Source organism: Piscibacillus sp. B03, from assembly GCF_052246295.1.
In the GTDB taxonomy this organism is placed as follows: Bacteria; Bacillota; Bacilli; order Bacillales; family Alkalibacillaceae; genus Piscibacillus.
In genome coordinates, this window is record NZ_JBQQCO010000001.1 from 1 (window position 1) to 15,247 (window position 15,247).

14 protein-coding genes are annotated in these 15,247 nt (G+C 38.9%); 4 read left to right on the forward strand and 10 right to left on the reverse strand.

The features are described from left to right. Positions 1–238: 238 nt before the first annotated feature. The 4 genes from dctP to ACTWQB_RS00020 form a co-directional block, all read right to left on the reverse strand. The gene (dctP, locus tag ACTWQB_RS00005) at positions 239–1,363 is read right to left on the reverse strand and encodes a TRAP transporter substrate-binding protein DctP (RefSeq protein WP_443137125.1); all 1,125 of its coding nucleotides are present in this window, start codon (positions 1,361–1,363) and stop codon (positions 239–241) included. Between the two features lie 63 nt (positions 1,364–1,426). Continuing rightward, entirely contained in the window at positions 1,427–2,701 is a 1,275-nt protein-coding gene (locus ACTWQB_RS00010) for a TRAP transporter large permease (RefSeq protein WP_443137126.1), read from the reverse strand. 35 nt (positions 2,702–2,736) lie between these two features. Further along, the gene (locus tag ACTWQB_RS00015; protein ID WP_443137127.1) at positions 2,737–3,321 is read right to left on the reverse strand and encodes a TRAP transporter small permease; all 585 of its coding nucleotides are present in this window, start codon (positions 3,319–3,321) and stop codon (positions 2,737–2,739) included. A 584-nt stretch (positions 3,322–3,905) separates the two neighbouring features. Next, positions 3,906–5,702 carry a cation:proton antiporter gene (locus tag ACTWQB_RS00020; protein ID WP_443137128.1) on the reverse strand — a complete coding sequence of 599 codons (1,797 nt, stop codon included), beginning with the start codon at positions 5,700–5,702 and terminating at the stop codon, positions 3,906–3,908. 137 nt (positions 5,703–5,839) lie between these two features. Here ACTWQB_RS00020 and ACTWQB_RS00025 point away from each other — a divergent pair, with 137 nt between their 5' ends. From ACTWQB_RS00025 to ACTWQB_RS00035, 3 genes are all read left to right on the forward strand, one after another. Further along, positions 5,840–7,411, forward strand: a complete 1,572-nt coding sequence (locus tag ACTWQB_RS00025) for an FMN-binding glutamate synthase family protein (protein WP_443137129.1) — start codon at positions 5,840–5,842, stop codon at positions 7,409–7,411. Positions 7,412–7,790: 379 nt separating this feature from the next. After that, the gene (locus tag ACTWQB_RS00030) at positions 7,791–8,132 is read left to right on the forward strand and encodes a P-II family nitrogen regulator (protein WP_443137130.1); all 342 of its coding nucleotides are present in this window, start codon (positions 7,791–7,793) and stop codon (positions 8,130–8,132) included. Positions 8,133–8,144: 12 nt separating this feature from the next. Further along, positions 8,145–9,530: an ammonium transporter gene (locus ACTWQB_RS00035; RefSeq protein ID WP_443137131.1), complete on the forward strand. Its 1,386-nt coding sequence runs from the start codon at positions 8,145–8,147 to the stop codon at positions 9,528–9,530. 331 nt (positions 9,531–9,861) lie between these two features. On the opposite strand, the gene lipA is transcribed toward ACTWQB_RS00035, so the two are convergent. Together lipA and ACTWQB_RS00045 are read right to left on the reverse strand one after the other, a co-directional pair. Next, positions 9,862–10,785 carry a lipoyl synthase gene (lipA, locus tag ACTWQB_RS00040; protein ID WP_443137132.1) on the reverse strand — a complete coding sequence of 308 codons (924 nt, stop codon included), beginning with the start codon at positions 10,783–10,785 and terminating at the stop codon, positions 9,862–9,864. 21 nt (positions 10,786–10,806) lie between these two features. Then, positions 10,807–11,646, reverse strand: coding sequence for a lipoate--protein ligase family protein (locus ACTWQB_RS00045; protein WP_443137133.1), 840 nt, complete (start codon positions 11,644–11,646; stop codon positions 10,807–10,809). 167 nt (positions 11,647–11,813) lie between these two features. Here ACTWQB_RS00045 and ACTWQB_RS00050 point away from each other — a divergent pair, with 167 nt between their 5' ends. Beyond that, positions 11,814–12,146 carry a helix-turn-helix domain-containing protein gene (locus ACTWQB_RS00050; protein WP_443137134.1) on the forward strand — a complete coding sequence of 111 codons (333 nt, stop codon included), beginning with the start codon at positions 11,814–11,816 and terminating at the stop codon, positions 12,144–12,146. Positions 12,147–12,219: 73 nt separating this feature from the next. On the opposite strand, the gene ACTWQB_RS00055 is transcribed toward ACTWQB_RS00050, so the two are convergent. From ACTWQB_RS00055 to tapA, 4 genes are read right to left on the reverse strand one after another with little or no spacing between them, the layout of a single operon-like run. Further along, positions 12,220–12,834 carry a class D sortase gene (locus ACTWQB_RS00055; protein ID WP_443137135.1) on the reverse strand — a complete coding sequence of 205 codons (615 nt, stop codon included), beginning with the start codon at positions 12,832–12,834 and terminating at the stop codon, positions 12,220–12,222. Continuing rightward, positions 12,831–13,586: an LPXTG cell wall anchor domain-containing protein gene (locus ACTWQB_RS00060; RefSeq protein WP_443137136.1), complete on the reverse strand. Its 756-nt coding sequence runs from the start codon at positions 13,584–13,586 to the stop codon at positions 12,831–12,833. The genes ACTWQB_RS00055 and ACTWQB_RS00060 overlap by 4 nt, the downstream gene beginning before the upstream one ends. Before the next feature lie 42 nt (positions 13,587–13,628). Continuing rightward, complete coding sequence (sipW, locus tag ACTWQB_RS00065) at positions 13,629–14,237, reverse strand: signal peptidase I SipW (protein ID WP_443137137.1); 609 nt, start codon at positions 14,235–14,237, stop codon at positions 13,629–13,631. Between the two features lie 14 nt (positions 14,238–14,251). After that, the gene (tapA, locus tag ACTWQB_RS00070) at positions 14,252–15,130 is read right to left on the reverse strand and encodes an amyloid fiber anchoring/assembly protein TapA (RefSeq protein ID WP_443137138.1); all 879 of its coding nucleotides are present in this window, start codon (positions 15,128–15,130) and stop codon (positions 14,252–14,254) included. Positions 15,131–15,247 lie beyond the last annotated feature (117 nt).

Sequence of the window (15,247 nt, forward strand, 5' to 3'; positions counted from 1 at the left end):
ATCCAGGTAGGCCTGACACTCCTGCGGGAGAAGCGAGCCAGGCGAGACCCCACAGAACGTAACGTTAGTGGAGTTCGAGGAGGCTCGCGGATCGCCCGCGGAAAGGGAAGGCCTAACCTGGAAGGTTCCCCTTAAAACACATAGTGAATTATCAGAAAATAACCTTTACCCCAACAAATATTATAGAGCCAATAAAAAACGCACCAGCTATTTTAACCGGTGCGTTACATTATTAAATTTATTCACCTGCGATTTCTTCAATTTCACCTTTTAACTTATCGAATAAGTCTGGGTCAATGCCTTCAACTTCATTACGATAGAATTCATGAACAGGTTCTGCAACTGATTTGAACTCTTCAATTTGCTCATCTGTAAGTTCGATAATCTCAGTTGGGTTATCAGTGTCTTCTTCAATTGCTTTTAGACCTGCTTCATTTTGACGTTTTTGTTCTTCAAATACCCAATCCTGCATCTCTGCAACAGTTTCTTCAATTAGTTGCTTTTCAGCGTCAGTACGTTGATTGAACCAATCCGTATTAACTGTTGTCATAGCCACATAGTTATTGTGGTTAGAGATTGTGATTGTATCTTGTACTTCGTGGAAACTAGCTGACTCGATGAAGAAAAGTGGGTTTTCTTGTGCGTCAACCGTTTCACGATCTAGTGCCGTGTATAGTTCACCCCAACTTAGAGATTGAACCGTTGCACCATAAGCGTCATAAGACTCACGCATTAATGGAGATTCCTGTACACGCATGTTTAAACCTTCCCAATCAGAAGGAGACTCAATACCTACGTTACTCGTCCAAGCCATCGCACCTTCAGTCCAGAAAGATAAAGGTGTAATGCTGTGCTCTTCATATTTAGCCCTTAGATCTGTGTTTAAAGCTTCACTTTCAGTTAGTACTTTTTGTGTTAATTCCGGATCTGCCGGGAAGAAATAGTGTAGTGAGAAAATCTGTCCGTCTTGCACCTGTCCACCAGTGAAACCCGGAGACATAACAGCTAACTCAACTCCACCTTGTTGTAATAATTGTGCTTGGTCTACTTCACTACCTAATGCACCATATTCTAATGGTTCAACTGTAATTGCTCCACCTGTTTTTTCTTCAATACGGTTAGCAAATTCAGCTGCATACTCATACTGAACCTCACCTTGAAGCTCTTCAGTTACAAAGCGCCATTCTTGTTCTTCAAATTCACCATCGCTAGAACCTTCTTCGCTTCCTGTTTCTTCTCCACCGTTAGCTTCTTCGCCACCGGTTTCTTCTTCATTGTCTCCTCCACCACAAGCAGCTAAAAATAAGCCTAGTGAAAGAATTGCAATTAATAATACTAAAAGCTTTTTGTTAAAAATAATCATTACCCCCTAATGAATTTGTAAAAATTTTATTTAAAGTGGTTTATTGAAAACACACTTTATAACTTAATCAATTAATATTAATGATAAATCTGGGACTACTATTAATAATGCCCCAATTGCTAATAACATAATGATATATGGCGGCGTACTTTTAATAACTTCAAAATATGGTTTCTTAAACACCGCACTGGCTGTAAAGATATCGACACCAAATGGTGGTGTAGCTGACCCTAATGCCGCCTGGAACGTAACGATAATTCCAAGGTGAATCAAGTCAACCCCGGCCGCTTCTGCAGCAGGCACAAAGATGGGCGTTAGAATTAAGATCACGACAATCGGATCTACAAACATACAGCCAACAAAGAAGAAAATACTTACAATAATTAATACATATAATGCGCTAGGATCTGATCCTAATACAGCCTCAGTAATTTGCTGTGGAATTTGCGCGTAACCTAGCACCCAAGTGAATAACTGACCACCAGCAACTAAGATGAAAACAGCTGATGTCACTAACCCGGTTGATAGAGCAATACTTGGGATTTTTTTAATTGGAATAGTTCTATAAATTAACACCTCTAGAATAAGAGCGTATAGTACTGAAATACCTGATGCTTCAACAGGTGTAAACCAACCTTGATAAATACCCCCAACGATTAAGATTGGGAATCCAAGTGGTAATAGCGCTTTTCTAAAATGTACGAAACGCTCTGACCAACTAGCTTTTGGCGCTAATGGAATGTCTTTAATTTTCGCATAAACTATACTATATGTAGCAAAAGCTAGAAAAACGATGATACCCGGAATAATTCCAGCGATAAATAAGTCCCCAACAGATACACCTGAACCTGCAGCCAATGCGTAGATAATCATACCAATACTTGGCGGGATTAATAGCGCCACGTCACTCGAGTTAATGATCAATGCCATCGCACTCGAATCTTTATATCCAACTTTCAATAAACGTTCTCTCATCGGACGACCAATCGCAACAACTGTAGCCTGAGTGGAGCCTGAAATAGCACCAAACATCGTACAGGATGCTGCAGTCGTAACGGCATAACCACCACGAATATGACCAACGAAAGAACCCACAAAATCTAGTAAACGTTCCGACGTCTTACCAGCCGTCATTATGTCTGCCGCAAATATAAATAACGGTACACATAATAACACTGGAGATTCAATACCTGTCAGAAGCTGTTTCATTAATAAGTCCATACTTACTGTTGAGTTATAAACCAACATAATGATTAATGGCCCCAAGATTAATGGGATCATCATCGGGAAGTTCAACAGTAAGAATATGACCATAATGGTTATTAAGGTAGTTAGCATACTATTGTCCTCTCCACATTTTCATTTTTAAAACATTATATTGACGAGATATCTTCTAACTTAACATCTTTATCCTTCTCGTCATTATAGTCAACCGAATCTGTCCCTAAATAAACTTTATCCTTCGCTTTCCTCGTGAAGTTCACATAAGTATTACGTAAGAATTGAACACCTGCAACGAAGAAACCAATTGGAAGGAATATAGCCATTAAATATCTTGGTAGCTGTAAGGAAGTTGTAATAGCTCCTGTCTCGTATTCAAACATCACGAAATGATATGTATAGTAAGCCATTACAAACATGATTACTGCAGTAACGAAATTGATAATAATCATCATGACCTTACGTACTTTGAATGGAGCAAAGTCATAAAACGCTGACATACTAATATGACGACCTTTTCTTGCTGCATAACCAATCCCCATAAATGTTGCGATTACAATCGCGAATTTACTAACTTCATAAGCGAAGTAAAAAGCACCAGAGCTAAATACCTCACGCGCTATAACATTTCCGACAATCATAATCGCTATCAAGATAATCGCAAAGCTAAGAATAAACTCTTCAAGCTTCATAAATGCATAGTCGATTTTATTAAAAACTTGTTTAACCTTATTCACTTTGGGCCTCCCCTCTGTGTCGGGTAGGTATTATGTACCCTATCTATCAATCTTTCGATAATTAACCATGACTTGTCTATTTAATAATATCTAAATCCAGTATTTAGATTCAATCTTGGTATAGACGGATATAGTTGAATTATCTTTTCTATCACTTTATGATTCAAACCAAAAAATTATTATACTCTTAATCCTTCTCTTATCCTTCTTAATAGTTAAAAATCCTCAGAATTTGTCGAAATAGTCAATTTTAACCATATAGATATAACCAAAATTATTATATTTTGATAGTTTTTCGCATACTATATTACTTCTTCATACCCTCTTTTAAGTCCTGCTAAACATAAAATTGGATTAATTTTAGTTAAGAAAGGTCAGCAGACCAAAGTTGTTGACTTTTTTACAATTTCACGTGAATGCGATTGGTTTCATGTACAATCGCAATAATTTTCGCGTACATTTAACTGCGTTTCACGTCAACTTGGACGCATTTGAGAGACACTTCACCCCGTTTCACGTGCACTTGCCTACGCTTCAGAAAAAAACAAGCCGCTGATTAATATCAACGGCTTGTTGTTCATGAATTAATTTAATACGGGTTTTTGTAATGAAACGACAGTATCTCCTGCTTCAGGTTTCACTTCATTATTTGGTGTGAAGAAATCAATGTTACCTGATTTTCTTAAGATGAATAGTAAAACACTCTCTGAATCAAGATCTTTTAAGAATTGGTTGTAAGTGTATTGCTGTGTGATTGATGTTTTCTTAAATAAGAAACCTTTATTGATTTTATCATTTAATGCACTCCAGTTTGCGCCTTCCTCAAATAATAATCGACCACTGATGTGTTTGCTAACATCTTCTAAGTGATCCCCTTGATTAATTTGAAGTGGTAACTGGAATAGATGCTCACGGCCAAATGCTGGCATGAACGTTGAGCTAACTAACGTATTATAAGAATCGTACTCTGTTAAACCAATCATATATTCATATGGTGTTAAGTCAATTTGATAATCTGTTTGCTCTGACAAAATTTCTCCATGTTCATATGGTACACCTAATCGCCTTGCATGAGATAAACGGCTCCACGATGAATCGGTAATTAATACTGGAATGTTTAAGTCTTCCAATACTTTAGCTAAGTTAACTGAGAATTTGCTGGACCCAACAATTAAGACGCCTGGTTTACTTTCAGTTGATAGTCCTAAACGTTTAGCAACCCAACCGAGCGAGAAACCATGCGCTACAACGGTTGCGAATACAAGGCCAAATGTTAAGGATGTGAGAATCTCTGCGTCCTCAAACCCTGCTTCAAGTAAAACGCCAGCAAAGTAACCCGAAACGGTTAGCGCGACAATACCACGTGGCGCAATCCAACCGACGAGTAATTTTTCTTTAAACTGTAAGTCTGTATTAATCGTCGACAAGAAAATACTTAACGGGCGAGTCACAAATAACATAGTTAAGATAAATATAATGATTGGCCAGTCGAAAATCGATAATAACGTCTCACGATTTAACGACGCCGTTAACATGATGAAAATAACCGAGATAAGTAAAATCGAGATATTTTCCTTAAAGTGACGCATATCGCCAATTGAGGAAATATGCATGTTCGCAATCGTCATACCCATAACCGTTACGGCCAATAACCCTGTTTCGTGCATTACCGTATCACTCAGCGCAAACGCCATAACAACACTGGCTAATACAACTGGTGATTTTAAGAATTCTGGTACATAACCATTTTCGAACATCCATCCAATACCGTAACCGAAAAAGGCACCAATTCCAGCTGCTAATAATGAACCAGCTAAGAACGCTAAAATCGTTGCAAACGTGACTGAGTCCATCGTCAAGAACTTAACGAACTCAAAGGCAAAGACAGCAACTAAAGCGCCAAACGGATCGACAATAATCCCTTCCCATTTGAGAATAGCGGCTGGCCTCGGTTTAAGTTTTGCCTGCCTTAACAACGGTAAAATAACGGTTGGACCCGTTACAATGAAAATACCACCAATCACAAATGCAACTGCCCAAGATAAATCGGCTATATAATGAGCCGCTAACGACCCTAGAATCCACGCTAAGAATGCACCTAGCGTCGTTATGCGGAAAATCGGTTTTCCTAATCCTTTAATTTCACGGAAGTCTAAATTCAAACTTCCTTCGAATAAAATAATCCCAACGGCAATAGATATTAATGGACTATACATGCCACCAAGATCTTCTTGCGGATTTATAATTCCAAATATTGGACCTGCTAATAATCCCATAACAGACATCACAACAATAGCTGGCAATCTGAAACGCCAAGCTAACCACTGTGAAATAACACCGAGTGCTCCAATTAACATTAAGATAAATAACAAACTATCCATATAAATACCTCACTCACTCTATAATCTCCATGATTTAAAATGTCTGCTTGTGGTATATTGTCTATAGGACAAAAGATATAGAGCCTTTCATTTTTAATTTCACGCTAGAATTATATATATATTTAGGGGGCGAGTCAATGACAGAATTAGCATCATTATTTTTACTAATTATTATATTCATTCTCATGATTATTCCAGGCGTTTTTATGATTTACGGATATTTCATCGACCGTAATCAAAAACGACATTCTGTACTGAAAAATTATCCTTTAGTAGGTAGAGTACGCTACTTTTTTGAAAGTATCGGTCCAGAACTGAGACAATATTTATTTACCGAAGACAATGACGGAAAACCTTTTTCCAGAAAAGATTATCAAAATATCGTTTTACCTGCAAAATATAAACATAGAATGGTCGGTTTCGGATCGCAACGAGATTTTGATCAACCAGGATACTACATAAAAAACACAATGTTTCCGAAGCTAGAAGAGGAACTGGCCATTGATCAAAAAGAATCGATCATGACGTACGCCTATTATATAGAAAAAGAATATCTCTTTTCACGTAAAGAATATCGAATTAAGAAAGAAATTGAGCCGTTCTTATTAGATGACAGGCATGCTGTTGTTATTGGAGAAAACTGCCCTAATCCGTTTGTCGCTAAAGGGTTAGTCGGCATGTCGGGTATGAGTTATGGCGCTTTAGGAGATCGAGCTGTGACCGCGTTGTCGTTAGGCTTAGGTCGAGCAGGTGGAACTTGGATGAATACTGGTGAGGGTGGCGTTTCGGATTACCATTTAAAAGGAAACGTTGATCTGATTATGCAAATTGGCCCTGGGCTGTTCGGCGCACGCACTGAAGATGGCGAAATGTCTTGGGAAGAATTAAAAAGAAAAGCAGATATCGAACAAATTAAAGCGTTTGAATTGAAGTTGGCACAAGGCGCGAAAACTCGAGGTGGACACGTCGAAGGTGAGAAGGTCACTGAGGAAATCGCAGCCATTCGTAACATCACACCTTATCAGACAGTTGATAGTCCGAATCGATTCAAAGAATTCAATGACGTTTATGGCATGCTAGATTTTGTTGAGCGTATTCGGGAGGTTACTGGAAAGCCAGTTGGTATTAAAATCGTTGTTGGGCAACAAAAAGACATCGATACCCTTGCTCGCGTGATGGCTGAAACTGGACAATCGCCAGACTTTTTTTCAGTCGATGGTGGTGAAGGCGGTACTGGTGCGACCTATCAAGAACTGGCGGATAGCGTTGGTTTACCGATAAAATCAGCTATTCCAATCTTGCATGGCGCATTAGTTGACCACGGAGTCCGTGACCGCGTTAAAATAATCGCATCAGGTAAGTTATTTACACCAGACCGCATCGCCATTGCACTCGCATTAGGTGCAGACCTCGTTCAAGTTGCTCGCGCATTTATGGTCACAGTCGGTTGCATCATGGCCCAAGTTTGCCACACGAACCACTGTCCAGTCGGCGTCGCAACAACCGATGTCAAGCTTCAACAAGCACTCGACATTGAAGAAAAATCATATCGCGTCACGAACTACGTCGTCTCAGTTCGAGAAGGACTATTCAACATCGCTGCCGCTGCTGGATTAGAATCCCCTACCGAACTTAAAGACGAACACGTTTCATATAAAGATTTATATGATGTGATCTATGAAAATCATTTAATGACGAACGAAAAGTAAGCTCCTCGAATTGAGGGGCTTTTTTTGTGGGTTGTTTTGCATCGTCGCGTTAGATTTATCGGTCGTTTTTTCGTTTTATCGGTCATTTTTTTGAATTGATCGTTCACTTTTTGAAATTTATCGGCCCAGTTTCTTAAATAAATCGGTCAGTTTTAAATTTTTATCGAGTGATTCTTCACAACGACTTCTCCTACCTTCCTATATACTGCATTAACCCCATTTTTTTGACCTTTATTATTATATAATTTTTATATATGTTAACTTTCCTTACATAAATTTTATTTAAAAGGTTGATTTTTCATAAAAATAAGCATATTATAATTATTAATTACATTTAGTGTTAAGAAAGTTAACAAATATTCTTAAAGGAGTGATCTTTTTGAAAAAAATTGAGGCGATTATTAGGCCTGAAAGGTTTCAAGACCTTAGAGAAACACTCGATCAAAAAGGAGTTAAAGGGATGACAATCTCTGAAGTTGCTGGCTGTGGACAGCAAAAAGGTCAAGAAGGCATGTTTAGAGGAACAAAATACGAAGTTAAACTTTATCCAAAAGTAAAAGTCGAATTAGTCGTTGATGACCATGAAGTTGACTTACTAGTTAACACCATTCTGAACGTTTGTTCCACTGGCAACGTAGGTGATGGGAAGATTTTTGTCACACCTGTTGAAAATGTATATCGTATTCGCACAGGCGAACTCGGAAAAGAAGCATTAATTTAAGGGGGAGTAAAAATGATTAAAAAAGTTTTATCGTTAATGATTGGTTTAAGTTTAATTCCTACTGTATCTTTTGCTGCAACATCAAATGAGATCGCCCCATTGATTTCATCAATTGATATGGTCTGGATGATGTTAGGTGCTTTTCTAGTATTCTTTATGCACGCTGGATTTGCGATGGTTGAAACAGGATTTACTCGTTCAAAAAATGCCTTAAACATTTTAATGAAGAACATGATGACCATAGCTATTGCATCTGTTCTGTACTTTTTAATAGGATTTGGGCTGATGTTTGGAGAGACACTTGGTGGTTTTATTGGGACATCAGGGTTTCTATTGACTGGGCAAACAGATCAAATCGGGTTCTTTGTCTTTCAAGCAATGTTTGCCGCAACATGTGCGACAATTATTTCAGGCGCAGTAGCTGAGAGAATCAAATTAAGTTCTTATTTAATACTTACCATTTTCATGACCGGAATTATTTATCCGATCGTAGGGCATTGGATTTGGGGTGACGGTTGGTTAGCTGCACTTGGGTTCGTAGATTTTGCCGGTTCCTCAGTTGTTCATTTAACAGGGGCAGTTGGTGGTCTGATGACGGTGTTAGTGCTTGGACCTCGTATAGGTAAGTATGCTAAAAATAAAGTCAACGTGATCCCTGGACACAACATACCAATTGGGGCCTTAGGCGTATTTATCTTATGGTTCGGTTGGTTCGGATTTAACGGCGGAAGCACACTTGCTGCAGATCCAACATTAATCCCATCAGTGATTGCGACAACACTTTTATCTGCATCAGCTGGTATCGTTGCATCAGCCTTATACTCACACATGAAGTTCAATCGAATTGACGCCACGCTTACGTTAAACGGTGCACTTGCTGGGCTTGTAGGAATCACCGCTGGAACAGCAAACGTCACACCAATTGGCGCTATCTTCATCGGGTTAATAGCAGGTGTCATTTTAGTCGAAGCAGTCCAGTTACTTGATCACGTATTAAAAATCGATGATCCGGTCGGCGCCATTACTGTTCACGGTATTTGCGGAATATGGGGAACCATCGCCGTCGGATTATTTGCGGTCGAAGGCGGGCTATTTTATACGGGTAGTTTTGAATTGCTAGGTATTCAAACACTTGGAGTCATTAGTGTGATTGTATGGACACTTGTTACAACTGCTGTTGCCTTATTGATTATAACAAGTACAGGTTCAATTAGAGTATCTCGTGAAGATGAAATTGCAGGTCTCGACTTCTCAGAACACGGATCATCCGCCTATGAGGCAACAAATAGTATTTATAATGAGAACTTAGACGTTAAAGGTGAGTTTGGAGTCGGATTGCTGAAACGATTAGACCGGCTAGATCAAAAATCTCCTGACTCAGGGGAACAGCCTTTATAAGTAGTAAAAGCTCCTCGTCGTGAGGAGCTTTTTGTGGGTAGGAGCGGCATAGGTATACGGCCATTTTTGAAGGTTTTACGGTCCGTTTTGGAAAATTATCGGCCTCTTTTTCGATATTTACGGCCTGTTTGTTTAACCATAAAATTTGCCCTTTACCTGCAGCTTTTCTTAATATATCTGCAGGTTTTTAAGTTTTACCTGCAACTTTTTGAAATTTACCTGCATGTTTCGGAAATTTAGCTGCAGGTCCCGACGACTTACCTGCATGTTTTCCACTTTTACCTGCAAGTTATAGAAAAATCCCCCTCAACCGCTTGAGGGGGATTACCTATTAAGATGGGTTTTTCATGTAGTTTGCTTCGAATTGTTCGCGGCGGGCTTTAGCTGCCTCACTTACCTGCTCATCCGCGTGGTAAGAAGAACGAACGAGCGGAGCTGATTGACAGTGTTTAAAGCCTTTTTGGAACGCAATCTTACGTAACTCCGCAAACTCCTGAGGCTCATAGTAACGAACAACGTTTAAGTGATTACGAGTTGGCTGTAAGTACTGACCGATTGTTAAAATATCAACGTCATGTGCTAATAGATCATCCATTGCTTCAAGGATCTCTTCTTTTGTCTCGCCTAAACCAACCATGATACTTGATTTAGTCGGAACATCTGGCGCAACCTCTTTTACTCGCTTAAGTAGGTTCAATGAACGATCGTAAGTCGCTTTTGAACGCACTGTTGGCGTTAAGCGACGCACTGTTTCAATGTTGTGGTTAAAAATATCTGGTTTTGCGTCCATTAACGTATGAAGGCTGTCGTAGTCACCTTTCATATCAGATGGTAACACTTCAACCGTTGTACCAGGGTTACGTTCACGAACAGCTTTGACTGTTTCAGCAAACACAGCTGCGCCTCCATCTTTCAAATCATCACGTGCAACCGCTGTGATTACCGCATGACGTAGGCCCATAATCTCAACTGACTCTGCTACACGCTGTGGCTCTTGCCAGTCAATTTCAGTTGGAAGACCCGTTTGTACCGCACAGAAACGGCAGCCACGTGTACAAACCTTACCTAAAATCATGAATGTAGCCGTCTTACGTACTGCCCAACACTCGTGAATGTTCGGGCAACGCGCTTCCTCACATACCGTATGTAAGTTTTTCTCACGCATCATTTTCTTAAGACCCGTGTAGTTCTTATTCGTGTTTAACTTAATTTTCAACCATTCAGGCTTTCTGACGTAATCATTCTTCTTCGCCATTCATGCCACCCCTTCTTAAGTTTATTTGACTCCCTTTTTATTAAGCGAAAAATTCCACTCATCAGACGAATATTTTTCTTTTGCTAATGTCTGAACTTCTTGTTCCTGCTCAGCGGTTAACTCAAAAGGAACTAATTCTATATCTAAGCCTTTTTCAAACCCTTTGTAAAAAGCTTCTTCCACTTCTTCCAGCGATAGCTTACGCCCTAAGTACTCTTCCATCGTCGTTGCCTTTTCCTTAAACTTGGACTTTGCACGCTCACGAACTTCATCACTCGGATACGCAAACAAATCAAATAACACATCATCATCCATACTAATCGGAACTGACCCGTGCTGTAAGATCACGCCTTGCTTACGCGTCTGAGCACTACCAGCCGCCTTCTTATCCCCAATCACAAGCTCATACCACGACGGCTCATCAAAACAAACCGCTGACCCCGTCTGTTGAAGCTTTCCTTCTGGCACGGCCAGATCCGCTTCAATATCCAAGTTGCGATAACCTTCTAATAAACCGTTAGTAATGACACGATAAGCTTCTGTTACAGTCTTTGGCATTTTCGGATGCTTTTCAGAAACAACAACACTATATGTTAATTCATGATCATGCAACACCGCACGCCCACCCGTTAAACGACGAACGAAATCAAATCCATGCTGACGAACATTCTCTGTATGTATCTTTCCTTCAACCTTCTGAAAATATCCTACTGACATCGCGCTAGGCGTCCACGTATAAAACCTTAAGGCAGGCGGAATTGTCCCCTCACTATGCCAACGCAACAAACACTCATCAAACGCCATGTTATAAGCCGCATCATGAGACTTTGTATTAATAAAATACCACTGTTCTTTTGTCATGTTGCAACACTCACTTTAGCAAGATAAATTTACTAACACTATCATCTTAACAAGACTACTAAGAAAAATAAAACGATTTTCAACAATTGACCTAACTTTCTAATAAAAAATATGCTATATTATTGTTAAGATAAAATTTCGACGGACGTAATAAGGAGTTTTCATACATGATTGGTGAACGCGTACAAAAATATAGAAAAGAAAAAGGGATGTCATTAACGGAACTTGCTGAACGAGCAGGCGTTGCTAAATCCTACTTAAGCGCCCTTGAGCGAAATATACAACAAAACCCATCTGTTCAATTCTTGGAAAAAATCGCGACTGAACTAGATATAAGCATCGATCATCTAATTAAAGACACTGTTGAAGAAGGTAAATCCGGTCTTGATTCAGAATGGGAAAAGCTTGTTAAAGATGCGATGGAGTCAGGGATTTCTAAAGAAGAGTTTAAGAACTTTTTAGAGTTTAATAAATGGAAATTAAAGAACGAAGATGAGTAAATCGCCAGAGATGGCGGTTTTTTTGTTTGGGGAACTTTTTTCAGTAAAAAAGCCCGCCAAGGATAAGGCAGACTTAATCAGATACTTTCTTAGCTTGCACAATGATTCTGTGAGTAGGGTTATACATCGGCTCACACGTAATTAAAGTGATGATTGAATCTTCTTCATTAGATTCTAGCACTGATACATCATCGGGTGTAACAATCTTCGTATCATATACTTCGTATGTCATCTCGCCCTCAAGTGTTTCGACCTTTATCTCATCACCTAGGGTTACTTCATCCAACCGGTTAAATAATCGCCCTTCCGTATGGCTACGATGTCCAGCAATCCCTGTGTTTCCAATTTGACCAAGTGGGCTCGTTCCGTCCATGATTCCAAGCCCAATGTCTAGGTTATCATCAGATGCCCCTTGAAGCATCGGAAGAGTCAAATCAATTTTTTCGATATACATTAAACCCACAACCCCTGAATCAAAAGAGGTGCTTTTAGGCTCACCTTCTACAGGATCATCGCCAGTAATATCAATTTCAGACCGTGCTTGATTTTGCGTGAAAATTTCATCGAGATTCTGAAATTCTCGAACAAGCTCATCTTGCTTTGATGCATAGATTTGTTTTTGAATATGCGGAAAGGCGATAAGGCCGATTCCGATAAGGATAAAGAGAATGGCAATCAGCTTCTTCATTTTTGACCACTAGCTATACGTCTAGTGATTAAGAATAGTATTGTGCCACTGACTAAGAATAGACCTCCGATAATATAGAATAAGTAAGGAATTTCTTCGCCAGTTTGGGGAAGCTCCTGATCACCTTTTACTTGTTCTTCCGATGTAGCTTCTTCATTATCACTTCCTCCAGAATCACCCTTGTCTCTGCCCGCTTGTTCATCAGAATCATCTTCTTTAGGTTTATCTTGGTTATCAGATTCTTCTGGTTCATCTGGTAAGTCTTCTACATCATCAGGAACTTCTATCGGCTCGGCTCTAGCAAGTATTCTAATAGAGAAGTTTGTCTCTAAACCTTGGAATTCGTTCCCTGACTCAGGTGGAAACTCTGCTACTAACAGTAAGTCTTCTTTTTCGCCTGCCGTCAATTCTCTGTACTCCAACCCTTTATAGTCTCCTAACTTACCCTCATAAAGTATCTCACCATTTGAGTCCTCAATCTTGAAGTTCATATGATTATATAACTTCTCTGACCCACTAATCATCCTGCTGTCAATATAGTAAACAAAATCTTTCTCTCCGTCATTTTCAATCACTACTTCTCTTTCAAACCAATCCCCTGGTTTGATGTTTGTCACATCAAACAAAACTTGTTCAGGTGTAGTAGAGATAGATATGTCCTCACTATCTGCATATATTGGTGAATAACATATTAAGCTTGAACAGACCAATACAGTGACAACCAAAACTCTCCATTTTAAGTATTTCTTCATAAGAATCACCTTCTTTTTACCCTAGGTGGAGTAAATAAATTATTAAGCAGGACCCTCATTGACTTCTTCTGATTTACTCTGATTTTCTTTACGTCTTTCTAATTGGGTTAATCCTTGCCAAATTGAAAATCCAGCATAACCAATTAATAGAAGGCCCGGCAGCATTAACATTAACGCACCACCCTCTTTGGATTGCGCAAAACTAGCAATGTAACCTACATATGGAATTGTAAAGCCTGTGTACTCAGCGACAACATTATCTGATAGAACTAGTTCACGATCAGCTGCATCGTTGTTATCCCCTTTAGTTCTATACATTACATTCTCACCACTATTAACAACTTCTATAACACGGTGAGTAATTAACTTATCCTCTTCCATAAACGTAATGACATCACCATTTTTAAAGCGAGTCATATCCCCACCCGGTTTGACTGTTATAATCGATCCTGTATAGAACTCTGGTTCCATAGAGCCAGATAATACTGTTTTAATTTGATAGCCAAACACTTCAGGTTCTCCACCTGATGCTTTAACTGTGATGACCATAAACAACATGATGATCAAAGTTATGGCAAGCATTACACTAATAAATGCACTGAATACTTTTTTGGCTGTTTTTAGGTTTAGATATTTGTTGAGTCTTTTCATCAATACTCCCACCTTTATTCCTCTGATTCTGATGTTTCATCATTTTCCTCTTTAGTTGAATCCTCTTTTGAACTTTCTTGGTCATCTTCAGAAGCTTCATTATCTAAACCTTTTTCGCTATCTCCATTTGATTTTTCTTCTAAGTTCTCTTCATTCTGTTCTTGCTCTTGTTCAGATTGAGCCTCATCTTCTTTATCTGTCTCTTCCTCTTGTGGCTTTTCTTCCTGTTTTGAACTTTCTTCAACCTGTTCTTTCTCTTGATGATCTGCATCTATTTCTTTATCGTCTTCTACATTATCTTCGTTCACTTCTGGTACACTTTCTACTTCGTTCTTCTCTTTACCCTTGCCTTTACCTTTTTCTTCTTTTGCTGCGTTGCAGTTCAAATGTACTTTTTCGCTCCATATTTCTACATTTTCACCTTCATAGTCTTCATGTTGATAAGCTTTAAACTCATAGAAGCCATTCTCTTCAGCTAAAAAGACTAAATCTTTAACTTCATCTGTATTTAAAGGTTCTATAACTCCCTCTCCGACTTTCTCCCCGTGAGGGTTTTGGGGTTTGCCTTTTGTTGTGAAATGCACTTCAAAAATTGAAGAATCATACATGTCTTTTCCTATATTCTTAATTTCAACACTTATTTCTTCAGGTGCACACGCTTTTACATTTTGAGTTTTTTTACCAGTAAAAATCAGTTCACTTCCGTCCCACCAAGAATCTGCAGCATTAATTGATACACTAGAATGTGGTTGGCTGTTAAAGTAAGCTTGGGTACCAGAGGTTAACATAGATACAAAAAACACACTAAAATACCAAATTGCAATTATTTTGGTCAGTAATATCAGATTCTGATGTTTCTTACGATACTTTATAACTCTCGTATATCTTCGCATTATTTTCCTCCTATCCAAGGAATCAGCATTACATTTATTCCTTATCGTAAATCTATTAGTCAATAATAGACTTATGATAAAAAATAAATACTTGGAAAGGTGAGATTTCTCACCTTT